The organism is Polynucleobacter sp. AM-25C3, from assembly GCF_018882335.1.
In the GTDB taxonomy this organism is placed as follows: Bacteria; Pseudomonadota; Gammaproteobacteria; order Burkholderiales; family Burkholderiaceae; genus Polynucleobacter.
Window position 1 is genome coordinate 43,435 of sequence record NZ_JACVOS010000014.1, and the last position, 20,152, is coordinate 63,586.

26 protein-coding genes and 1 tRNA gene are annotated in these 20,152 nt (G+C 44.4%); 12 read left to right on the forward strand and 15 right to left on the reverse strand.

Going from position 1 to position 20,152, the window contains the following annotated elements:
- Nucleotides 1-88: 88 nt before the first annotated feature.
- Nucleotides 89-1,750 carry an L-aspartate oxidase gene (nadB, locus tag ICN12_RS09450; RefSeq protein WP_216272255.1) on the forward strand — a complete coding sequence of 554 codons (1,662 nt, stop codon included), beginning with the start codon at nucleotides 89-91 and terminating at the stop codon, nucleotides 1,748-1,750.
- Between the two features lie 83 nt (nucleotides 1,751-1,833).
- Here nadB and ICN12_RS09455 read toward each other — a convergent pair whose 3' ends face one another.
- The 4 genes from ICN12_RS09455 to nadA form a co-directional block, all read right to left on the reverse strand.
- Nucleotides 1,834-2,166 carry a helix-turn-helix domain-containing protein gene (locus ICN12_RS09455; RefSeq protein ID WP_216272256.1) on the reverse strand — a complete coding sequence of 111 codons (333 nt, stop codon included), beginning with the start codon at nucleotides 2,164-2,166 and terminating at the stop codon, nucleotides 1,834-1,836.
- Nucleotides 2,163-2,519, reverse strand: a complete 357-nt coding sequence (locus ICN12_RS09460) for a type II toxin-antitoxin system RelE/ParE family toxin (protein WP_216862180.1) — start codon at nucleotides 2,517-2,519, stop codon at nucleotides 2,163-2,165. Before ICN12_RS09460 ends, ICN12_RS09455 begins: the two co-directional genes overlap by 4 nt.
- A gap of 171 nt (nucleotides 2,520-2,690) precedes the next feature.
- Nucleotides 2,691-3,545, reverse strand: coding sequence for a carboxylating nicotinate-nucleotide diphosphorylase (gene nadC / locus ICN12_RS09465; RefSeq protein WP_216272257.1), 855 nt, complete (start codon nucleotides 3,543-3,545; stop codon nucleotides 2,691-2,693).
- Between the two features lie 50 nt (nucleotides 3,546-3,595).
- A complete protein-coding gene (nadA, locus tag ICN12_RS09470; protein ID WP_216272258.1) occupies nucleotides 3,596-4,723 on the reverse strand; it encodes a quinolinate synthase NadA in 1,128 nt (375 codons plus the stop codon).
- A gap of 214 nt (nucleotides 4,724-4,937) precedes the next feature.
- On the opposite strand from nadA, the gene ICN12_RS09475 reads away from it, so the two are divergent.
- The 4 genes from ICN12_RS09475 to ICN12_RS09490 are packed head-to-tail and all read left to right on the forward strand — an operon-like array spanning nucleotide 4,938 to nucleotide 6,819.
- Nucleotides 4,938-5,495 (forward strand): hypothetical protein, encoded by a 558-nt coding sequence (locus ICN12_RS09475; protein WP_216272259.1) that lies wholly within the window; start codon nucleotides 4,938-4,940, stop codon nucleotides 5,493-5,495.
- A gap of 48 nt (nucleotides 5,496-5,543) precedes the next feature.
- Nucleotides 5,544-5,900 carry a bactofilin family protein gene (locus ICN12_RS09480; RefSeq protein ID WP_216272260.1) on the forward strand — a complete coding sequence of 119 codons (357 nt, stop codon included), beginning with the start codon at nucleotides 5,544-5,546 and terminating at the stop codon, nucleotides 5,898-5,900.
- Between the two features lie 14 nt (nucleotides 5,901-5,914).
- Nucleotides 5,915-6,352 carry a bactofilin family protein gene (locus ICN12_RS09485; RefSeq protein ID WP_216272261.1) on the forward strand — a complete coding sequence of 146 codons (438 nt, stop codon included), beginning with the start codon at nucleotides 5,915-5,917 and terminating at the stop codon, nucleotides 6,350-6,352.
- A gap of 17 nt (nucleotides 6,353-6,369) precedes the next feature.
- Nucleotides 6,370-6,819, forward strand: coding sequence for a bactofilin family protein (locus ICN12_RS09490; protein WP_216272262.1), 450 nt, complete (start codon nucleotides 6,370-6,372; stop codon nucleotides 6,817-6,819).
- A gap of 4 nt (nucleotides 6,820-6,823) precedes the next feature.
- Here ICN12_RS09490 and ICN12_RS09495 read toward each other — a convergent pair whose 3' ends face one another.
- Nucleotides 6,824-7,762 carry a M23 family metallopeptidase gene (locus tag ICN12_RS09495; protein WP_216272263.1) on the reverse strand — a complete coding sequence of 313 codons (939 nt, stop codon included), beginning with the start codon at nucleotides 7,760-7,762 and terminating at the stop codon, nucleotides 6,824-6,826.
- Between the two features lie 795 nt (nucleotides 7,763-8,557).
- Here ICN12_RS09495 and ICN12_RS09500 point away from each other — a divergent pair.
- The gene (locus tag ICN12_RS09500) at nucleotides 8,558-8,737 is read left to right on the forward strand and encodes a hypothetical protein (RefSeq protein ID WP_216272264.1); all 180 of its coding nucleotides are present in this window, start codon (nucleotides 8,558-8,560) and stop codon (nucleotides 8,735-8,737) included.
- A gap of 6 nt (nucleotides 8,738-8,743) precedes the next feature.
- Here the strand turns inward: ICN12_RS09500 and ICN12_RS09505 are convergent, their stop codons facing one another.
- The 6 genes from ICN12_RS09505 to pgi all read right to left on the reverse strand — a co-directional run bounded on the left by ICN12_RS09505 (nucleotide 8,744) and on the right by pgi (nucleotide 13,000).
- Entirely contained in the window at nucleotides 8,744-9,061 is a 318-nt protein-coding gene (locus tag ICN12_RS09505; protein ID WP_216272265.1) for a CcdB family protein, read from the reverse strand.
- Entirely contained in the window at nucleotides 9,061-9,318 is a 258-nt protein-coding gene (locus tag ICN12_RS09510) for a type II toxin-antitoxin system CcdA family antitoxin (RefSeq protein ID WP_216272266.1), read from the reverse strand. Before ICN12_RS09510 ends, ICN12_RS09505 begins: the two co-directional genes overlap by 1 nt.
- 71 nt (nucleotides 9,319-9,389) lie before the next feature.
- Nucleotides 9,390-10,775: a phosphomannomutase/phosphoglucomutase gene (locus ICN12_RS09515; protein ID WP_216272267.1), complete on the reverse strand. Its 1,386-nt coding sequence runs from the start codon at nucleotides 10,773-10,775 to the stop codon at nucleotides 9,390-9,392.
- Nucleotides 10,776-10,792: 17 nt separating this feature from the next.
- A complete protein-coding gene (locus ICN12_RS09520) occupies nucleotides 10,793-11,161 on the reverse strand; it encodes a type II toxin-antitoxin system PemK/MazF family toxin (protein ID WP_216272268.1) in 369 nt (122 codons plus the stop codon).
- Nucleotides 11,161-11,421: an AbrB/MazE/SpoVT family DNA-binding domain-containing protein gene (locus ICN12_RS09525; protein ID WP_216272269.1), complete on the reverse strand. Its 261-nt coding sequence runs from the start codon at nucleotides 11,419-11,421 to the stop codon at nucleotides 11,161-11,163. Before ICN12_RS09525 ends, ICN12_RS09520 begins: the two co-directional genes overlap by 1 nt.
- A gap of 88 nt (nucleotides 11,422-11,509) precedes the next feature.
- Complete coding sequence (pgi, locus tag ICN12_RS09530) at nucleotides 11,510-13,000, reverse strand: glucose-6-phosphate isomerase (RefSeq protein ID WP_216272270.1); 1,491 nt, start codon at nucleotides 12,998-13,000, stop codon at nucleotides 11,510-11,512.
- A gap of 140 nt (nucleotides 13,001-13,140) precedes the next feature.
- On the opposite strand from pgi, the gene ICN12_RS09535 reads away from it, so the two are divergent.
- Complete coding sequence (locus ICN12_RS09535) at nucleotides 13,141-14,277, forward strand: NAD(P)/FAD-dependent oxidoreductase (RefSeq protein ID WP_216272271.1); 1,137 nt, start codon at nucleotides 13,141-13,143, stop codon at nucleotides 14,275-14,277.
- An 8-nt stretch (nucleotides 14,278-14,285) separates the two neighbouring features.
- On the opposite strand, the gene ICN12_RS09540 is transcribed toward ICN12_RS09535, so the two are convergent.
- Both ICN12_RS09540 and ICN12_RS09545 read right to left on the reverse strand, forming a co-directional pair.
- On the reverse strand, nucleotides 14,286-14,693 hold the full coding sequence (locus ICN12_RS09540) for a type II toxin-antitoxin system VapC family toxin (RefSeq protein WP_216272272.1): 408 nt from the start codon (nucleotides 14,691-14,693) through the stop codon (nucleotides 14,286-14,288).
- 8 nt (nucleotides 14,694-14,701) lie between these two features.
- Nucleotides 14,702-14,959: a type II toxin-antitoxin system Phd/YefM family antitoxin gene (locus ICN12_RS09545; RefSeq protein WP_216272273.1), complete on the reverse strand. Its 258-nt coding sequence runs from the start codon at nucleotides 14,957-14,959 to the stop codon at nucleotides 14,702-14,704.
- 168 nt (nucleotides 14,960-15,127) lie between these two features.
- On the opposite strand from ICN12_RS09545, the gene ICN12_RS09550 reads away from it, so the two are divergent.
- The 3 genes from ICN12_RS09550 to ICN12_RS09560 all read left to right on the forward strand — a co-directional run bounded on the left by ICN12_RS09550 (nucleotide 15,128) and on the right by ICN12_RS09560 (nucleotide 17,302).
- Nucleotides 15,128-15,217, forward strand: a tRNA-Ser gene (locus ICN12_RS09550).
- 301 nt (nucleotides 15,218-15,518) lie between these two features.
- A complete protein-coding gene (locus tag ICN12_RS09555; protein WP_216272274.1) occupies nucleotides 15,519-16,544 on the forward strand; it encodes a helix-turn-helix domain-containing protein in 1,026 nt (341 codons plus the stop codon).
- Nucleotides 16,544-17,302, forward strand: a complete 759-nt coding sequence (locus ICN12_RS09560; protein WP_255537788.1) for a hypothetical protein — start codon at nucleotides 16,544-16,546, stop codon at nucleotides 17,300-17,302. Before ICN12_RS09555 ends, ICN12_RS09560 begins: the two co-directional genes overlap by 1 nt.
- A 90-nt stretch (nucleotides 17,303-17,392) precedes the next feature.
- Here ICN12_RS09560 and ICN12_RS09565 read toward each other — a convergent pair whose 3' ends face one another.
- Nucleotides 17,393-17,776, reverse strand: a complete 384-nt coding sequence (locus tag ICN12_RS09565; RefSeq protein ID WP_216272275.1) for a helix-turn-helix transcriptional regulator — start codon at nucleotides 17,774-17,776, stop codon at nucleotides 17,393-17,395.
- Between the two features lie 214 nt (nucleotides 17,777-17,990).
- Nucleotides 17,991-18,599 carry a 3'-5' exonuclease gene (locus tag ICN12_RS09570; protein ID WP_216272276.1) on the reverse strand — a complete coding sequence of 203 codons (609 nt, stop codon included), beginning with the start codon at nucleotides 18,597-18,599 and terminating at the stop codon, nucleotides 17,991-17,993.
- 101 nt (nucleotides 18,600-18,700) lie between these two features.
- Between ICN12_RS09570 and ICN12_RS09575 the strand changes: the two genes are divergently transcribed.
- Entirely contained in the window at nucleotides 18,701-19,540 is an 840-nt protein-coding gene (locus ICN12_RS09575; protein ID WP_216272277.1) for a metallophosphoesterase, read from the forward strand.
- A gap of 146 nt (nucleotides 19,541-19,686) precedes the next feature.
- The gene (locus tag ICN12_RS09580) at nucleotides 19,687-19,923 is read left to right on the forward strand and encodes a helix-turn-helix domain-containing protein (protein ID WP_216272278.1); all 237 of its coding nucleotides are present in this window, start codon (nucleotides 19,687-19,689) and stop codon (nucleotides 19,921-19,923) included.
- Nucleotides 19,924-20,152 lie beyond the last annotated feature (229 nt).

The window sequence follows — 20,152 nt, forward strand, 5'->3', positions numbered from 1 at the left end:
ATCAAACCTCACAAAACCCCTCAACAGGGGTTTTGTTGTTTTGGTCCTTGGAAAATACCCAAATACGGATTGCCCTTTAGAATTAAGCATGGCCAGTTCAAAACCCCAAATCACTCAATCCGATACCAAAGCTGAATTACCCGTTCTTATTATTGGGGCGGGATTAGCAGGGCTAACTGTTGCCCTGCATATGGCTAAGACACAGCCAGTTATTGTGATGGCTAAGCGTGGTCTTGGCGAGGCAGCTACAGCATGGGCACAGGGTGGCATTGTTGGGGTGGTAGATAAAGAGCGTGACAGTATTGATGCTCATGTGAATGACACTCTGGATGCCGGCGCAGGTCTCGTTGTCGAATCAACGGCGCGCTATATTGCCGAAGAAAGTGCAGAAGCCATTCGTTGGTTAGTTGAGCAGGGCGTTCCTTTTACTGCTGATGAGTCTGGCCCTATGGGTTTGCATCTTACGCGCGAAGGTGGCCACAGTCAGCGCCGGATTGCGCACGTTGCCGATGCCACGGGAAAAGCCATTCATGAGGTTTTGCTAGATAAAGCACGAGCCCATAAAAATATTCAGTTGCTAGAGCATTGGATTGCTCTAGACCTCATTACGAATCGCCACTTAGATGCGAAGACGCAACGCACCAAGCCCAATCGTTGCTATGGTGTCTATGCGCTGGATATTAAAAACAATCGTGTAGAAACCATTCAAGCCAAGTCCGTTGTATTGGCTACTGGTGGTGTTGGTAAGGTCTATCGATATACGAGCAACCCAGACACTGCAACAGGTGATGGTATTGCCATGGCTTGGCGTGCAGGTTGCCGTGTCGGTAATATGGAATTTATTCAGTTTCATCCAACCTGTTTGTATCACCCCAGCGATAGAACATTCTTGATTACTGAAGCCATGCGAGGTGAGGGTGGTTTATTGAAGTTGCCTGATGGCACCCGTTTTATGCCCGAGCATGATGATCGCAATGAGTTGGCTCCGCGCGACATTGTTGCTCGCGCAATCGACTTTGAGATGAAGAAACACGGTTTGGATTACGTGCATCTGGATGCCACCCATCTGGGTGAAGCATTTATTAAAGAACATTTTCCGATGATCTATGCGCGTTGCATGACTCTTGGTCTCGATATCACTAAAGAGCCAATACCTGTTGTGCCGGCAGCTCACTACACCTGTGGTGGCGTAGTCACTGACCTCAAAGGGCGTACTGATTTGCCAGGGTTATATGCGGTGGGTGAAGCAACCTATACGGGCTTACATGGCGCTAATCGCTTGGCTAGTAATTCATTGTTAGAGTGCGTTGTCATTGGCAAAGCCGCCGCCCAAGATATCTCATCACTCAAGACACCCGTTATGCCCAATTTACCTTTGTGGGATGAGAGTCAGGTTGAGGATGCTGATGAACAAGTGGTGATTGCCCATAACTGGGATGAGCTCCGTTCATTGATGTGGAATTACGTTGGTATTGTTAGAACCAACCGCCGCTTAGAGCGAGCATTACACCGCATCAAACTCCTCAGATATGAAGTACAAGAGTATTATGCGAACTTTAAAGTAACACGAGATCTGATTGAGCTACGTAACTTACTAGAGTGTGCTGAGTTGATTGTGCGATCAGCACTCATGCGCAGAGAGAGCAGGGGATTGCATTACAGTCGCGATTACCCAGGTACTTGGGCGGTCTCTTACCCAACAATCTTGACCCCACAGGCTGAAGGAACATCAGAAAATCCAGAAACGTAATTCGTTTCTAGACTAGACCCTTCAAAACAACCTCTTTATTTAGATATGCTCTCGCATTCCAGTATTGGCTTAATTGGGTACCCTTATCTCACGGCAAACTCAACCTGCTTGCCTGCTCTAGCTAGCATGTCTACAAGAGCATCTATAGTGAACTTGACGGTTTTTTTGTGAACAACATCAGAAACCCGTGGTCGACTAACTCCTAGGATAATCGCTGCGTCATGTTGTTTTAGATTTTTTTCATCAATCCAGGTTGAGAGTTCGGTCATTAGAGTTTCTTTTATCGCTATTTTTTTGGAGATTATTTTTTTTGATTTGGCTTGCAATGCAGCCGCTTCTTTTGGTGAAAATCCAAGATCCAGGAAAATATTGCCACCAACATTTGTTGTATGTGCAGATTTAGTGTGTTTAGTCATTTGCTATTCCTTTTCGCTACAACCTCTTTATATCTCGCAGTTGCAATACCCTTATCCCTCTTGCTTGTAGTTCGCGATTTCTTTTTAAAGCAATGTAAAACATATACTGCTTCGTAAAACTTAGCTACATACATAACTCTGTACCAGCCATCCTCAAGATTAATGCGTATCTCTTTTGTTCCTGGCCCAACCTCTTCAAAAGGTTTCCAGCAATCAGGTTCAAGCCCCATTTGTACTTGATGTAATTGATGGCCAGCCTCTTTTCGAGCTCCTAAAGAAAAAATTCCATCGTCTTTAATATCTTTGAATGATGTGCCCCACCATTCAATTGGTTTTTCTGTTATCTTTTTCAATTGTATCAAATTTTATACATTTATATTTAAAAAACTCACAGGGAGTTCGGGTGACTAAAAAAATGGGGGCGGATAAAGCTTGAATATCTCGCAAGACAATAGATTTTAACTATTGCTTGCTAAGGAATCAAAGAGTGGGCTTGATGTTGACTGGGAAACAGGGTGATGTGCCTACATAATTCTCATTGAGAAATCCACTGCCTTGATATCTTTGGTTAGCTTTCCGAGGGAGATGCGATCAACGCCAGTTGCAGCAATTGCACGCATCTGGCCTAAGTCAATGCCACCAGAGGCTTCCAATAATGCGCGGCCATTGGTAAAGGCAACAGCTTCTTTCATTTGCTCGGTAGTGAAGTTATCAATCAAGATGCTCTTTGCGCCAGCATTTAAGGCCTCTTCCAATTCAGAAAAATTCTCCACCTCAACCTGAATATCCACACCCGAGTTAAGAGCTTGCGCAGCTTTAATGGCAGCAGCAACACCGCCTGCAGCAGCAATATGATTCTCTTTAATTAAGATGCCATGCCAAAGTGCAAGACGTTGATTTTGACCGCCACCGACACGTACCGCGTATTTCTGCGCTTGACGTAAGCCGGGAATCGTTTTACGTGTATCAAGCACTGTGCAACCCTTAGGGTTGGGGCTGATACCTGCAATGGCATCAACGTGTTGACGTGCAATGCTGGCGGTCCATGACAATGTTTGTAAGAAATTAATACAGGGACGTTCAGCAGAGAGCAGGGCGCGTGAGTTCGCTTCAATATCGCAAACCTTGGTGTCAGGCTTCATCAGATCGCCCTCCAGGTAATGCCAGGTGACTTTAGCTAAAGGATCCAATTTCTTGAGCGTACCCTCAAACCAATCTACCCCACACAGTACGGCATCTTGGCGAACAATGAGCTGCGCATGAACTGCCTTGCTTGGTACGAGTTGAGCTGTCCAGTCGCACTTACCAATGTCTTCCATCAAAGCATCATGGATATTGCGTTGACGGGCTTGCTCTAAAGTCTCGTTGTACTCAAACATGAATGAATCGATCTAAATTAAGGGAAAAATCAAAAGGTAACAATAAACAATTAAGCTGCGCCAATATTCTTGACAAAGCCATGTTGGGCTTTGGCTAAGAGGTCAGGGTGATTTTTAGTAAAGTCGAGCATGCGTTCGATGCAACCCAATGCTTTCACTCGAACGTCTTCCTCAATCACAATTTCACCAGAAGCATTCTCAAGACAGTTCAGAATTCCTTGCAGGCCATTCATGGCCATCCAGGGGCAGTGGGCACAGCTCTTGCAAGTAGCACTGTTGCCTGCGGTTGGGGCTTCGATCAGTATTTTGTTAGGGGCTAGCTGACGCATGCGGTGCAGGATGCCATTATCAGTAGCCACAATATATTCAGTAGCGGTGCCTTCAACTACGGCTTTAATCATGGCTGAAGTAGATCCCACTACATCCGCTAAATCTACCACTGCTTGTGGGGATTCAGGGTGAACCAAAACCATGGCATTAGGATGTACTGCTTTCAGCATCCCCAATTCAACGGCCTTGAATTCATCATGAACAATGCAGGCACCGTTCCATAACAACATATCAGCGCCAGTCTGCTCTTGAATATAGCGACCTAAGTGGCGGTCTGGCGCCCAGAGAATTTTCTTGCCTTCAACTTTTAGTTGATGAACGATTGCTAATGCGCATGAGCTAGTAACCATCCAATCGGCCTGAGCTTTAACGGCAGCGCTGGTATTGGCATACACCACTACAGTGCGATCAGGATGCATGGCTCTAAAGGCGGCAAAGTCACTAGCATCGCAACCTAAATCTAAAGAGCAAGTCGCATCGAGATCTGGCATGAAGACACGCTTTTCAGGACTCAGAATCTTTGCGGACTCCCCCATAAAGCGCACACCGGCAACAACCAGATTCTTAGCAGGGTGTTTTTTACCAAAGCGGGCCATTTCTAAAGAGTCAGAAACAAAGCCACCAGTCTCCATCGCTAAATCTTGAATATCCCCATCAACATAGTAGTGAGCCACCAAAGCAGCCTCTTTCTCGATCAGCAATTGCTTGATACGGGCAATTACCGCAGCCTTATCAGTGCCATGAAGTTGTGGGGGTATTTTTGCCCAAGCTTGGGCAGTGCAGGTAGCCCCGGCGGCATCTTGCTGGGGGTAATCAAAGGCGATGGGGGTGCTCGTAGTTGAAATCATGGTTAATTTTAACGCAGTAGACCTCAGCTTTGTGGCGTCAATCCAGCCTATTAACTCCCTCAAGGCCTTAGGCTGACGATGTGAAGGTGACTAAAAAAGTAGTAGGATCTCTCTTTATGAAATTCGCCAACGAAGCATTCTTTTTGAGTTCGATGTCATCATCGTCTCAAGTTCCTTAAGTCAAATTGAAACGGCGAGTTCAGAAATTTTTATTTTGGAATACATTCAAAGTAGTGCTGCTAAATTTAATGCAAAGGGCCAATACATATTGGTTGCTCCTAGTCGCATTGAGCCTGGACAAGAGTCTGAGATTGGATTTACGGGCTTAAGTTTTTTGCCAACCTGCTTTGTTACTCCGCCGATATATCGCATCCCCGATATCAATAAACATTTGCATATTTCTTATTTCTTTCAGTCTCAAGATCAAGCGATTGCAGATAATTTCTCTGACTTCGGTATTTTTGTCTATGACAAGCTCATGGAAAAAATGGTATCTCCATTAATGGCTCGCTCCAACTCTTTAGATGTTCCAGTCCGCAATCTAGGGCAGGCCTTGCACACCCCCCCCCAGAACGTATTCGCCCAAGCGCGCCTTCTCCAATTTTGCATAAAGGCCAACAAATTACCAAGACGAGTGAAAAAGAATCCTTCTTGGATTTCATTCCCACTTTCCTGCGCAGAAAGTAAGTTCAATAAAGGGGTGCTCCACCTGTTTATTAGCCCTAGGGGTAATACTCTTATTGGGTTGAATATGACAAAATCGCCTCATTAAATCGCATTGCGCTGAATCTAGCCTGCAGTTCTATTCATAACTATTTAAATGTGGAGTTCTTCCGTGGCCGAAAGTAATCAACAAGGTTGCCTATTCGTAGGTGAGGGTGTGGTTCTAAAGGGAAACTTTGAAGTTCCTGACATTGCCTCTGTATCCGGAACAATCGAAGGCGAACTCTCCGCAAAACAAGTCATCGTTGAGTCTACAGGCACAATCCGCGGCAAAGTGACTGGCGAGATGATTGATATTCGTGGTGAGGTTGTTGAGTATCTGTCTGCCACCCAATCCCTCATTATTCGTTCTACTGGTAAGGTCAGTGGCGCTATTCATTACTCAGAAATTGAGATTGAAAAGGGTGGTCATATTCATGGCGATTTGCATATCGTCGGCTCAACTCGTAGTTAACCTCAAAGCTATTTATGTTTTCTAAAAAACCGCCAGTAGATTCAGTTGAAGAAGCTCAAATTGAAGAGGCCTCTATGCCTGAAGAAGTTAATGAGAGCGAAGCTATCGATGCTGAGCTTGTAACTCAGACAACGCGAGCAATGCCTACAAAGCCCTCCATTATTAGCGAGGGCTTTGAGTTCGTTGGAACCATTACCTCCGAAGGCACTCTCAATATTGCTGGCGTTGTTAAGGGCAAAATTACCGCCAAGTCTGTCTTGATCGATGTTGAAGGTCAAGTAGATGGCGAGCTCAACGCTGATCATCTGATGGTCAAGGGCAAAGTCATTGGCGATGTCACTTGTCAGGACCTCAATGTTGGTCCACGCACATTCACGGATGGCAGCATTACTTATCAAAATATTCATATTCAACGTGGCGGCAGAGTTGCCGGTAAGTTCAATCAGAATTAATCCCATTCTTAAAAGACATGTTTTTTAAGAAAAAGAATGCGGCCCCTCTGCTGCATCCCACCATTGAATCATTCGATACGATTATTGGTCCCTCAACCACCATTCATGGTCGGGTTGTAGCGGATACAGGTTTGCGCATTGATGGTGAGGTTATTGGGGATATTGAGGCTCAGCAAAATGGCGGTATCAGTGTTGCCCTCGGTAAAACAGGTCGAGTGCAGGGCGACATTCATGCATTTCGTGTGTTAATTGCTGGCCAGGTTGATGGTCATATCTACGCTACTGAGCGCGTGGAATTACATGCAGGCGCAAAAGTGACTGGTGATGTGACCTATGGTCAGCTCGGGATTGAGGAGGGAGCAAGCATCAGCGGTTTGATGATTTCCAAGTCTGGTGAAAGCCCTGTTGGAGCATATGACCCCAGCATGCTGGTGCTGCAAAATCCCTCCAGCATTAAAACCAAATAATTTCTTATTTCTCAGCTAGCTGAGGGATATGGGTGGCAAGGGCCTGCATTGGGTTGATGGGGTGACCGTTGACGCTGACCTCATAGTGCAGATGTGGCCCAGTAGATCTACCTGTATTGCCGACCTCTGCAATGACTTGCCCGCGAGATACGACTTGCCCTTGTTGAACATGGATCTTGCGAGTATGGGCATATTTCGTCACAAAGCCATCGCCATGCTTAATTTCTACAAAGTTCCCATAGGCATGGTCGGTTTCCACTTTAAATACTGTGCCATTGCCAGTAGCCAAGATAGGTGTTCCAGGAGGGGCTGAAAAGTCGATGCCGGGATGCTGGGCAATTTGCCTGGTGATCGGATCTACTCGGGGACCATAGTTGCTGGAAAGTCCAATGCGATTAGAGATCGGCGGGGCAGTGGGGAGTTGGTTAAGCCATTGATACTGGCGATCCCATTTTTTCTCCATCTTGTCGAGCATCACTATTAGAGATTGGCTACCGTCTAAAGTGGATTCCAAATCACCTAGTAATCCATTTTTAGAATGGGTCTTAAAATTCATCGGCAGGTAGGGGCCACCTTTGCCGGCATCCTCATTCAATTTATATTTGACTGGAGTAGGGGTCACTAAATCAGTGAAGCGATCTTTGATGGCTTGTAACTTATTAATTTGATCGGTAACTTGCATTAGGCGATTTTGAAGTGCCTCAAGTCGCGTTCGGTAAGTGGATTCAATTTCATCTTTTTCGCTAATGGTAATAACGCCACCCATTTCACGAGCAAGATCTGGTTTGAACTGAACAGCAACCCTAAATCCTAGGAAGTGAATTCCGGCACCCAGCAGAAGAAAGGCAAAGCAAAAAACCGCGATGACTTTAGCTAAGCCTCGGCCGGTAATGTTAACTCTCTTAATTTGTGAAGTAGATCCAGAGATCCAAATAATCTGCATAGGCTTTAATGATTAGCAAAAATACTAAATGCTATTTTTGGGTAGTTATCTATTTTAAAGGCTTAACCCCTTGGATGTCCATCGCTTAGACCCGATCTTCTATTTGGGTTAATTTTTCGCGCTATTTCTAGAGCTACTTTTGAGGCCCAATTCCCAATATTGGCACCCCTAAATGAAGTCGCCCAATCATCCTGCCAAGAAAAATAGGGTGCCTTTGAGGGGCCTTAAATCATCCAACCCTCTGCAAACAAAATTGGTAGATTGAATCCAAATACGATGTTGCTGGATAGCCCTTAATTGTGTGGAGACCTTAATAGGGGATCATGATCTAAAGACCATCACCTTAACCCCCAGTTTCCCTAAAGGCATCATTAATCAGTCAAGCTGATTCACGGGTTAAGAGGCATTGGCTAAGGGAGATCATGAGCAGCCCCTGATAGAACAGGGTGCGATCTATAGTTAACTTAACTATCGGCTATCAATCAATATAAGGCCCTCTATATCTTGAAACGGATGATGCCCGCCCAGACCTGATTTGGCCATGGTGATCATTCGGCTAAATACAGGGTTAAGGATGCGCTGGTTAAGTAGGGTGGTGGGCTTGCCTTGAGTCCAGGATAACTTAATAGATAGTCTTGCCTAAGATGGCAACCCAGACTCATCTCGCCTCTTCTATTTACCCCCTATATAGAGTAAGTTGTTAATGGGGTGGATTTCTCAATATAAGCCCTATATATCTGCTTACATTCGCCCTAGAGGCAATTTTCAAAGTGCTAACTTTACTCGCTAGATCTGGTGTTGCCGGGCGGTGCCAATATCAATGTCAAGATGGCGGGCCCAACTTTGCAGGCTTTGTGCGCCTTGCTCAATCAACTGCGTGAACATGCTGTTTGGGGTCCAGTGCCCTCAGTGGCTCAGGCCGCTACTCGTGGTGCTGACAATTTAAAAGAGGGTGCTAAACCTTCGGTTCATTGATAGGCTCTAGAATCCGTGAAACAGTCTATCAATGGCGGCTATAACAATATGCTGTTGATCTCGCAGGTTAGCAACTTCTTTTTTAAGATGCTTGGCTGGGACTGCCGCCATTCTTGGGGTATCTAAGATAAAGTTTTTACCTTGAATTGCAAAGCTCGGCATTAAATCCTGTGCTGAGCTTAAATTTTGATACTGGCCACTTTTGCGAAGCGGTATTACTATGCGCGTATTCAAGCCACTCAGTAGATCTGTTTGTACATCAAGAATATATGGAGTGGTTTTGGTGGAGTCATCGGCATTTTGATAAATGCTAAATCTGGCCATCAGAAAGTTCTCCACTTATCTAGTGGTAAACCTTCTTCTTCAGTGATTCGATTGTATTCATTAATAAATTTTGCATTATCTAACTTCCAAAGGCGCTCTTTTTCTTGTCTAACAAGAGACTCCAAGAATGCATCGCAGGCTTTTGAGATATTGATCCCCAGTTTTTTTGCTTCAGCCAATACCTCGGTATTTAAGGTGAGGTTAGTCGCCTTTTTTAAGGATTTGTCTTTAGTGGGGAATGGATCATAAGTGAGCATGCCCCAATTATAGGCATAATTTATACGCAGTCAATATGCGCATAAATTATGTGGGTATTGCTATAGAAACCCTAAAAAGGCAACTCTGCACCAGGCTTAGCGGCCAACAACACAGCCTTAAACTCCGCCTGAATACGCTTGATAGCCTCTTCACTATCCGCCTCAAAGCGCATGACAACTACTGGCGTTGTATTAGAGGGTCTTGCAAGGCCAAAGCCATCAGCGTATTCCACGCGCACGCCATCAATCGTATTGATAGACTCGGAGGTTGGGAACTTCGCGTTGGCCTTAATAGTTTCCAGGAGAGCGAATGGCTCGCCTTCAGCGCAAGCCAATTGCAACTCTGGGGTGCAGATCGCATTCGGTAGATTGTTGAGGGTATCGCTCGGATTCTGTTCTTTACTGAGGATCTCTAGTAAACGTGCGCCGGTATAAAGGCCATCATCAAATCCAAACCAACGATCCTTAAAGAAAATATGGCCACTCATCTCACCAGCCAGTGGAGCACCAGTTTCTTTTAACTTGGCTTTGACTAAAGAGTGCCCAGTTTTCCACATAATGGGTTCACCACCATGCTCTTTGACATAGGTCGCTAAGTTACGAGTGCACTTCACATCGTAAATAATCTGACCACCAGGATTGCGGGAAAGAACATCTTTAGCAAACAGCATCATCTGACGATCTGGGAAGATGACCTGACCATCTTTAGTGACTACACCTAAGCGATCGGCGTCACCATCAAAGGCGAGGCCCAATTCATTATCGGTAGTCTGGAGGTTCCTGATGAGGTCTTGTAGGTTCTCGATATGAGCAGGGTCTGGATGGTGGTTCGGAAAATGCCCATCGACTTCGCAGAATAGCTCTTGGACTTCGCAGCCCAAAGCTCTGAATAGTTTTCCTGCAAATGCACCACCAACACCATTGCCGCAATCCACGGCAATCTTCATGCGGCGAGCAATCTTAATGTCGCCCAAAATGTAGTTGAGGTACATCGGGAAAATATCAAAAGTACTTCGAGTACCTTGACCGGCAGCAAACTTCTTGGCTTCAATCCGTTTACGCAAATCCTGAATCTGCTCACCATAAATCGCTGCTGTACCCAAGACCATTTTGAAGCCGTTGTAGTTAGGAGGATTATGGCTACCAGTAATCATGATCCCAGACTTCGGAGTCTTGCCATCAATGGTGTGGTTTGCGGCAAAGTACACCATGGGTGTAGCGACCATACCCAAGTCAATCACATTGATGCCGGTAGAGAGTAGGCCTTCTGTTAGAGCTTCAATCAAGCTAGGCCCAGATAGGCGACCATCTCGACCGATAACGATATCGGTCTCACCAAGCTCACGCATTTCAGTGCCAAAGGCTTGGCCAATCAGTTTGGCAATAGAGGGATCTAGAGTCTCATCAATAATGCCGCGGATGTCATACGCTTTAAAAATTGAAGGGGATAGTTTCACTTTGATTCCTGGTGGTATTAATGAGCAATTTCGATGATTGAGTTTAGGCCCTCACAAGCCTCCTGAAAGAGAGCGGGCGGCAGACTCTTCCATGGATGGGGTCTTGCGGAGCGCAGGCGCCAGTCAAAAGATTTTGGCTGATGTGTCAAGATAAAGACGGGCTCACTGCGACCAACAGAAAATTTGATTGCAAATGGATTGGTTTCATTGGACTTTGCGTGCGTCATAGGGAGTCCGATAACAAGGCCAGTTTTTTCATTAAATGCTTTGGGTGATATAACGAGCATAGGGTGCTCATCTTTCATTTCTTTCCCTAATTGAGGGTTAAAGTTAATCCAAATCATATCCCTACGCTCAGGAACCCAAGCCTTCAATTTTTCCTCCATTAAATAATTTCTTTCCCAATAGGTGTTGATGTCATCGCTTCGCCGCCATGTATCTCTGGATCAAAAGCTTTTAGTTTTTGAGAGAGACTCAGTTTAGGCTTGCCAACCACCCTGAGTAAAACACCATCCTTAACAACCTCAACTGAAATAGGGACACCTTGAGAAAAATGGGCAGCCTTAGCCACTGGTGAGGTGATTCGAACACCAAGACCATTTCCCCATTCTTGAATGGTTTGCTCTACCTTTAATGCTGGAGCCATAGGTACCCCCCCCTAGATGAATGTTTATACAAGTTTAAACAATTTGTCTGGCAATGTCAATTTGATCAGACTTAGGCGGATTGGTACGCTATGAATTTAATAGATTAATACGAGTAGCGGTAACAGCATCAATATCTGTACTAGAGGCAATATCATTCTGATGACTTGCGAGAGCCTTCTCAATTGGTTTGGCTAGTACTTTGCCGTATTCGACACCAGGTTGATCAAAGCTATTAATGTTCCACAAGGCGCCTAATGAAGCGGTACGGTTCTCATATAAAGCGAGCAGGGCACCAAGATAAAACGCATTGAGCTTGGGTAGTAATAAGAGATTGCTCGGTCGCTTACCTGGATAGACATTGTTTGGATTGCTATCGTCTTTACCGTTAGCCAGAGCCTGCGCTTGTGCCAAGCAATTGGATAGCAGAATGCGGTGATGCGCTACAGCCTCAGGTCGATCACTCATCGGTTCGCGTACGGCAATGAAATCAATCGGAATGATTTCTGTACCTTGGTGAAGGAGTTGGAAGTAAGAGTGCTGAGCATTACTGCCCGCACTACCGAAAACTACCGGTGAAGAATGCTTCACTGGCTTACCGTTGCGATCCACGCTTTTGCCGTTACTTTCCATATCGAGCTGTTGCAACCACTTCGGAAACCAATCTAAAGCATCCGCATATGGAATAGCGGCATAAGCCTTGATGTCATGTTTGTCTTGCTGATACAGCAAAGAGAGCGCCATGATGACAGGTAGATTATCTTCGAGAGGTGCATTCTTAAAATGCAAATCCATGGCTTCGGCACCAGCTAAGAACTGTTTGAATGTTTCAAAGCCGTATTGCAAAGCAATCGGGAGCCCTACTGCTGACCAGACGGAGTAACGACCGCCGACCCAATCCCAGAAGGGGAAAATATTGTCTTCAGCTACACCAAATTCTTTTGCAGCGGGAATGTTGGCGCTGACTGCATATAAGGAATCAGAAATTTGACTCTTAGTACAGCCGCTCTCTTTGAGCCAAGCAACAATAGCCTTGGCATTCATCGTGGTTTCAAGGGTAGTGAAAGACTTAGAAGCAATGATCACCTTGGTGCTGTGCGCTTGAGCACGCGCCAAAATAAGAGCTAACTCAGCGGTATCAATATTGGCCAAGAAGTGCATCCGCATGCCACGGCTTTTAATGCCGGAGACGTGAGCCAATGCTTCAATCGCTAGACGTGGTCCAAAGTCAGAGCCACCAATGCCAATATGAATGACATCGGTGACGCCAACCCATTTGTCACAAAGCGCTTCAATCCGATGCCACACCCCTGCCACCGCTGGCATCACATCCACGCCATTGATCAATACAGGAGTCTTAGTGAGGTTGCGTAATGCTGAATGCAGAGCAGGGCGATCCTCACTATTGTTGATATGCTTGCCTGCAAACATATCTTGAATAAATTGCTCTAAGCCACTTTGGCGAGCAGTAGTAAAGAGTTCTTTCCAGGTGCCCTCATTGATGCCTTGATAGGCAGTATCGAGGACGATATCTATAGCGGAATGCTTATTTTGGGGGGATGTATTAACAGGTAAAGACATTTCTAGATTTTATCAATAACCATGCTGAGACCACTCCAAAATGCTGAAAATGTTACGATTTGAGCAATATAAAGGCTTTAGCTTAAGCAAAAGTCATTACAAAATTGAGACATATCTGAAATCAGGTCAGGAATAGCTAAATGGAGCAGGTTGATTGCGTAGTGGTTGGTGCAGGAGTCGTTGGCTTAGCAGTTGCACGCGAAATGGCCTTACAAGGTCGAGAAACCATCTTGCTTGAGCGGGAGGATTCCTTTGGAACAATCAGCAGTGCACGAAATAGCGAGGTCATTCATGCGGGGATTTATTACCCTAAGGACTCCCTCAAGGCAAAGCTTTGCGTTGAAGGTAATCGCCTCTTATATGAATACTGCCGTAGCCATCAAGTGAGCACGCAAGCATATGGCAAGCTCATTGTGGCTGCCAATGCTAATCAGCTAGATGATCTTCAGGCTATTTTGTATAAAGCTCAAAACAATCAAGTGCCCGATATCAAAATGATTTCAGGGGTGCAGGCTAAAGCTCTGGAGCCACAACTACAGTGTGAGGCAGCAGTGCTCTCTAGCTCTACGGGGGTAGTGGATAGCCACGGTCTTATGCTGTCATTGCTCGGAGGCTTTGAGGATGCGGGTGGCATGGTGGCTTACCAGTCTCCGTTACTGAGTGCGAAGCCGATTGGTAACACTGCCGAAGGTGGCTTTGAGCTCACCATTGGTGGCGCTGATGGCATGACCATTCAGACCAAGTTGCTGATTAATTGCGCAGGACTCAGCGCCCCAGCACTAGCCCAAAAGATTGAAGGTCTTCCAAAGGGGCAAATACCCAAAGCCTACTTCGCCAAAGGTAACTACTTCTCTTTATCTGGCAAGTCACCATTTAGTCATTTGATCTATCCCATCCCTGAACCAGGCGGGCTAGGTGTTCATCTGACATTGGATATGGGCGGGCAGGCGAAGTTCGGCCCAGATGTGGAATGGCTTGATATTGAGGAAGAAAACCAGATTAGCTACACAGTAGATCCTCAGCGGGGTGAGGGCTTTTATGCTGCAGTAAGGCAGTACTGGCCTGGCCTTAAGGATGGCGCCTTACAAGCAGATTACTCTGGTGTCAGAGCCAAAATTGTCCCCCCAAATGCTCCGGCAGGAGACTTTTACTTTGATGGACCCCTGCAGCATCAGCTCAACGGCTTATTTAACCTGTATGGCTTTGAGTCCCCGGGCTTAACCTCTTGCTTGGCAATTGCACGGCATTTAGAGGGGCTTGTTAAGGGGTGTAAATAAGTATTTGGTTAGCGATCTTCAAATGGATTTAATAATTCAACCTTAAAGCGCTTGAAGTCCTTAATGTTTCTGCTGACCACTATCAGATGGCTTTCAATTGCGGTTGCAGCAATCATCGCGTCCTCCCTAACGGTATCACTTTGGCTATGCATGAGTTTTGCCCATAATCTAAAGGTAGATCCCATCATCGGTAAAACATTATGGGCAGTTGAAATTTGCTGCAACCATAGTTCTATAGCTTCAGCCTTCTTTTTATCTTGCCCCCTTGTAAGCTCTATTCCTGCTTGAATTTCACCTATGGAAACTGCAGAAATATGCAGATCTTCATCTGAAATATTTTTATACCACTCTAGTACTGCCCCATGAGGTTTTGGTTTTCGTAATTCTGAAATGATGTTGGTATCCAGTAGGTACATGCGATGGCTCACAGTTTTATAGGTTTGCGAGATACGCCTTGACCGCGCTTCGGAAGCAGTAATTCACCCTTGGCCTCATCTGATAGCAATAGTGATTTTAGAGATGGTTTGGCTAAATTTTTCAATGCGTTCCACTCCTTGATTGTGATTAATACTGCCGCTTCATGACCACGCTTAGTGACAACTTGAGGCCCATTCTCGAGGCAGGCATTAAGGAGTTCGCTAAATTTGGCTTTTGCATCTTGTACCGCCCAGTGCTTATTCATTATTCATTCTCCTGACTAGATATCTGACTAGTTTATCAGGGTGGCGACCCTACTGGCTAGGCGTGATGGTTTATTTGAGCGAATTCAGATCATGACTAAAACAGGGCTTATTTGGTTTTTGCGTGGGAGATTTCTGAATTCCTTATAATCTAGGACTCATATCGCAAAGGAAGAGTGGCAGAGCGGTTGAATGCACCAGTCTTGAAAACTGGCGAGGATGAAAGTCCTCCGTGAGTTCGAATCTCACCTCTTCCGCCATATACGACAGCAGAGCCCCTAACCATGGGGCTCTTTGTTTTTGGGGTCTCCCTATGTGTCAATAAAATGGCCTATTTCCCAGTTAATTGCTCAATATTGGCAATAAAAATGCCTACTTAATCTATTGTTGTTAATAAATCAGCGCATATCGCAAAGGTTAAATAATTGGTAGCAGGAAGGATTATTAGCACTCTTCCCTCAATGGATAATAAATAATTTAATAAAATCATATATTTAACATACTTTATTTACTATTAACATACTGTATGTTAATAGTTAAAAACAGTGTTAAAATGGATGCATGACGAATGCACATGAGCTATTTAACCAAGCAGGCATCTACTTGCAGCAAACCCTAGGAGAGGATTTGCTGCAGGAGGGCGCTTGGGAGAAAGGGGTGCAATTACCGCGCTATATTGCCCAAACATACGATATGAGCAAAGCTAGGCTGGCTGGGATCGAGGTTCTTTTAATGTCCAATAAGGACGGGGCTCAAGCATTACCAGCGCTACTTAAACAAAGGGCACTTATTCAGAATGAGGCTGGGGTGCCGGTCATTTGGGTTGGGGATACTCTCCAGGCTTATGCTCGCAAGGAGATGGTTGCAAGGCGCATGCCTTTTATCATTCCGTTTAAACAGGCCTACTTACCCCCATTGGGGGTTGAGTTTCAAGAGCGGGCATTGGCAACAAGGGTCGATGTCAAAGAAAAGCTACATGTGGCAACCCAAGTATTTTTGATTAATACACTGCTTGGTAATTTGCCCGATGCATTAAATCCAAAAGAGATTGCCATGTGCTTGGGCTATAGCCTGATGACTATGACTCGTATTAAAAGCGAGCTGATGGAGCATGGTTGGTTAGACCTTGATGCCCATAGAAGGGGGCAACTCTGGCGGCTGACCATTGAGGAGGATGAACTTTGGAAGGCTATTAAGCCTTATTTACAAAGCCCGGTACGTAAACGTCTGTGGATTCGAAATCCAAATCTACATATTGAGGGCTTGCCTCTTGCGGGATTGAGCGCCCTAGCTGAGCAAACCATGCTTGGAGAGCCACCAAATATTGTGCGAGCAATTGGAGAATTGGACTGGCGCAAATTAGAGCGTGAGTTGGATGCTGATCAAGTAGTGCCTGAGGCGATCGATGGCAGTTTGGAGTTAGAAGTTTGGCGTTATACACCACAAAGAATTAAAACTCTAAATACCAAAGAGAAGGATATAAATAACGGCATCGTAGATCCATACTCTTTGTTTTTAAGTCTTGAGGCTATGGATGATGATCGAGTTCAAGTGGCGCTAAAAGAATTATTGAGAGGAATAAATTAATGGCAACGCAAATTGGACTGAAGATCTTTGAGGAAGCATTTAAAGGGTTTGAGGATCAGTATGTGCTGATAGGTGGTAGTGCTACGCAGTTGGCTATGGAGAATGCTGGGCAACAATTTACCCGCACTACTAAAGGCTTGGATATTGTTGTGATTGTCGATGCTCTGACGCCTGAGTTCATTGAGAGATTTTGGGAATTCGTGAAAGCAGGTCAGTACGAGATTCAACAAAAGAGCGACTCCACGAGGCAGTTTTACCGCTTTAAAAAACCTGAGACCGCTGGATACCCCTTCATGCTTGAACTCTTTTCAAGAAAGCCAGACTTTCTTCGGGAAGGGGATATCAGCGATATCCGGGCGATTCCCCTTGCGGAAGATGTTTCAAGTCTTTCCGCGATTTTGCTAGACGATGACTATTACGGCTTGATACAAAGAGACAGAAGAGATGGTGTTATCTGGGTAGACGCCCCCATTCTGATTCCGCTGAAAGTAAAGGCCTGGCTTGATCTGAGTGGGCGCAAGCGTGTTGGTGAAAAGATTGATTCAGATGACATCAAAAAACATTTGCGGGATGTGTTGAGACTGGTATCCATTCTTCCATCTGATTTTAAATATGAATTGCCACAATCAATAAAGCAAGATATGGAACAATTTTTAGATCAAGCCAAGGATGAATCTGTTGACCTAAGCGGGTTAAATCATCCAAAGGGATCAAATTTAGCGGATGTCTTGAATCAGATTAAACAAGCCTTTTTATGAGCGGGTCTGCACATAAAAATTAAATGCTAGTTCACGATGCGAATATCACTTGAGCCCCAGGTTGCGGGGCTCAAGTTTTTTTTTATGGGTTTAGTTGGCCTGATCTGCCCTTTCTTTAATAAAAGATTGAACTTGCTCGATGGTCCAGAAAGAGGAGCGACCTATCTTGATTGGCTTTGGAAACTCGCCTTTTTGTACCATCAGCCAAAACTTTGATTTAGAAACTGGCATCACTTTCAATATTTGCGGAATTCTCATTAAGGTAATTGGTGGCACTTGGTTTTGGTTATTGTTCATTAGAATCTCCATAAATGGTTGATAAAAATTTGACGGCCAATTTTTTGGACGCCGTTCTGAATCTAATAAATTTATATTTCCAATCAAACAAATGCGACAAGACCCTTCCTTTAGCAGGGATAAATAAGCTGGTGCAATTTCATAGCTAAAAGGTTTTAATGAAAGTTGCCAAAGCATTTTTTCAGGGGGTATGGCGAGTGTGTGGATTCCATTACATATGAAATTTTTTATAAAAATTTACTTTGTTAATCGTCGCAGTGATGATTTAAAGTTTTTTAATTTAAGAGTGTTAAGGTAAATAGTGCCTCGTATAAAAACCCACTTTTTCTTACTTGGTAGGGCCAGGTTTTATCTAATTTACAGAGTAACGAAGTGCATGAAGCGGCGTTGTTCAAATTTTAATTACATTAACATCCTTGACTAGTTGGTACAGCCGATGCTGTCTTTGCATCACTTCTAAAAAGAGGCGCAATGTATTCAGGGCGTCATCATCTGCTCTGTGGGGCTGGCCCTCAAAGTGAAGTCTAAAGTTACCCAAAGCTGAGGATAGGCCACCACTGGGCTTTTTACCATTGGTCAACATATGCAAGGTATACCAAGTTTTTACATCAATCCATCTGCGTCCAAAATACGGAAAATGGGTGCCTTGATTTGTAAACTCAAGCTTCAATTCAGTTGAGTCACCACCACCCCAGGTAATTGGGTTAATGAAGCACTGATGAGCCTGGATCAACTCGCCGATCTCTTTGGCGAGCCGCTCATGGGACACGGCATTTCTGATGATGTCTTCATTGGAGATGCCGGTCAAATTGGTAATGAATTCGAAGATGGGCTCTTGTGGATCTAAATACCACTTGTACTTAGCAATGCTGTTATTTTTGTAATTTAAATAACTTCCAATCGCAATACCGACCTGAATAATCTTGGGATTTACCGTTGAATTATCTGGTGCATTATTCAGCTCAAGATCCAACGATAGATAACACTGCTCTTGATTCATTCCTGCTTTCCAAAAAGAGTTTGCAATTGCTCAATTTAGATTCGAGTGACTTGGTCGTCAACTGCATCTTGTATTTCCTGTAGGACGGCATGGTTAATTAATTGAATACACTCAATCCTCTAAGAGGGGAAAATCATCCTCTTGATTTTGATAAAAAACCAACCAAAAAATTTATGAAAATTCACGTACTAAGCGATCTTCATCTTGAGTTTGATATCTTTAAACCTGAATCAACCGATGCGGATGTGGTTGTTCTCGCTGGCGATATAGATGTCCGATCTAAAGGCATTGCTTGGGCGCGTGAGACTTTCCCAGACCAGGAAATTATTTATGTTGCTGGCAATCATGAGTTTTATGGATCTCAACGGCTTGAACTGATTTTAAAATTACAGGAGCAATGTGCTCTTCATGAAATTCATTTCTTAGATGATCGAATGATTCAAATGCAAAGCGCGGATGATAAAAAGCCTATCCGTTTTTTGGGCGCCACCTTGTGGACTGATTTTTTATTGTTTGGTGAGGAATTAAAAGATAAATGCATGATGTATGGCGAAATGTATTTGAATGATTTCCGAAGAATTGGTGATGGGGTGGTCGGTTTTTCACCGCTAAAATCAATTCAATTGCATGAGCAGTCACTAGCTTGGCTGAATGCAGAGTTAAATCATTCTTTTGATGGCGCTACAGTAGTTGTGACTCATCATCTGCCTTCGATACATTCTGTTGCGGATCGCTACAAATTCGATTTATTATCTGCATGCTTCTCATCAGAGCTATCGCATTTATTTGGGAAGATGTCGCTTTGGATTCATGGGCATACTCATGACTCTTGTGATTATGAAATGAACGGCACTAGAGTGGTGTGCAATCCTCGCGGCTATGTTCGCTCTAGCCATGCAGAAAATCCACGGTTCAACCCTTCATTGATCGTTGAGGTCTAAACGACTAAAGGGGTCGGAGTCGGTAAGCTTTCATTGCTATTTACAACATATATATTGTTATTTCATATTACAACTTAAAAGTTGTATTAATAGTGATGCTGAAAATGGTATCAACTTATCCAATTCAAACCCCAGAGCGCTTGCCCATGTTTATTAAGGCCTTTCGAAAGCAAAAGGGGGTGACTCAGGCCGATATGGCAGAAAAACTTGGAATTAGCCAGCAAGCTTATGCACGTTTTGAGGGTAATCCGCAGCTAGCTACTTTTGAGAGATTATTTTTGGTCTTACGGATTCTGGATGTCCATGTATCAATGGAGCAGATTATTAAAGGTACAAAACAAGTAAAAGCTACTTTAGAACCTGGTTCTAAGGAGATTTGGTAGTCATGACAACTGGCTCAAAATCAAGGGGACTACCCATTTTTATGAATGGCCTTCAAGTTGGCACTTGGCAAGTCACAAGACAGCTTGAGACCTTCACTTATTCGGTAATCCCCCCATTTTTAACTTAAGCTAAAAGTAGAAGCTGGTACTGCAAGTGCTAGTTTTTGCTTTGGTGTAATTCCACCTAAGCCCATGTTCGGTCTTTCATGATTGTATGTCCACATCCAAT

Excerpts from the sequence above, each read along its gene's own strand:
- nadB (WP_216272255.1), top strand. The coding sequence starts at position 89 with ATGGCCAGTTCAAAACCCCAAATCACTCAATCCGATACCAAAGCTGAA.
- ICN12_RS09455 (WP_216272256.1), bottom strand. The coding sequence starts at position 2,166 with ATGACTAAACACACTAAATCTGCACATACAACAAATGTTGGTGGCAAT.
- nadC (WP_216272257.1), bottom strand. The coding sequence starts at position 3,545 with ATGTTTGAGTACAACGAGACTTTAGAGCAAGCCCGTCAACGCAATATC.
- nadA (WP_216272258.1), bottom strand. The coding sequence starts at position 4,723 with ATGATTTCAACTACGAGCACCCCCATCGCCTTTGATTACCCCCAGCAA.
- ICN12_RS09480 (WP_216272260.1), top strand. The coding sequence starts at position 5,544 with ATGTGGAGTTCTTCCGTGGCCGAAAGTAATCAACAAGGTTGCCTATTC.
- ICN12_RS09485 (WP_216272261.1), top strand. The coding sequence starts at position 5,915 with ATGTTTTCTAAAAAACCGCCAGTAGATTCAGTTGAAGAAGCTCAAATT.
- ICN12_RS09490 (WP_216272262.1), top strand. The coding sequence starts at position 6,370 with ATGTTTTTTAAGAAAAAGAATGCGGCCCCTCTGCTGCATCCCACCATT.
- ICN12_RS09495 (WP_216272263.1), bottom strand. The coding sequence starts at position 7,762 with ATGCAGATTATTTGGATCTCTGGATCTACTTCACAAATTAAGAGAGTT.
- ICN12_RS09505 (WP_216272265.1), bottom strand. The coding sequence starts at position 9,061 with ATGGCCAGATTTAGCATTTATCAAAATGCCGATGACTCCACCAAAACC.
- ICN12_RS09510 (WP_216272266.1), bottom strand. The coding sequence starts at position 9,318 with ATGCTCACTTATGATCCATTCCCCACTAAAGACAAATCCTTAAAAAAG.
- ICN12_RS09520 (WP_216272268.1), bottom strand. The coding sequence starts at position 11,161 with ATGGAGGAAAAATTGAAGGCTTGGGTTCCTGAGCGTAGGGATATGATT.
- ICN12_RS09525 (WP_216272269.1), bottom strand. The coding sequence starts at position 11,421 with ATGGCTCCAGCATTAAAGGTAGAGCAAACCATTCAAGAATGGGGAAAT.
- pgi (WP_216272270.1), bottom strand. The coding sequence starts at position 13,000 with ATGTCTTTACCTGTTAATACATCCCCCCAAAATAAGCATTCCGCTATA.
- ICN12_RS09535 (WP_216272271.1), top strand. The coding sequence starts at position 13,141 with ATGGAGCAGGTTGATTGCGTAGTGGTTGGTGCAGGAGTCGTTGGCTTA.
- ICN12_RS09540 (WP_216272272.1), bottom strand. The coding sequence starts at position 14,693 with ATGTACCTACTGGATACCAACATCATTTCAGAATTACGAAAACCAAAA.
- ICN12_RS09545 (WP_216272273.1), bottom strand. The coding sequence starts at position 14,959 with ATGAATAAGCACTGGGCGGTACAAGATGCAAAAGCCAAATTTAGCGAA.
- ICN12_RS09555 (WP_216272274.1), top strand. The coding sequence starts at position 15,519 with ATGACGAATGCACATGAGCTATTTAACCAAGCAGGCATCTACTTGCAG.
- ICN12_RS09560 (WP_255537788.1), top strand. The coding sequence starts at position 16,544 with ATGGCAACGCAAATTGGACTGAAGATCTTTGAGGAAGCATTTAAAGGG.
- ICN12_RS09565 (WP_216272275.1), bottom strand. The coding sequence starts at position 17,776 with ATGCTTTGGCAACTTTCATTAAAACCTTTTAGCTATGAAATTGCACCA.
- ICN12_RS09570 (WP_216272276.1), bottom strand. The coding sequence starts at position 18,599 with ATGAATCAAGAGCAGTGTTATCTATCGTTGGATCTTGAGCTGAATAAT.
- ICN12_RS09580 (WP_216272278.1), top strand. The coding sequence starts at position 19,687 with ATGTTTATTAAGGCCTTTCGAAAGCAAAAGGGGGTGACTCAGGCCGAT.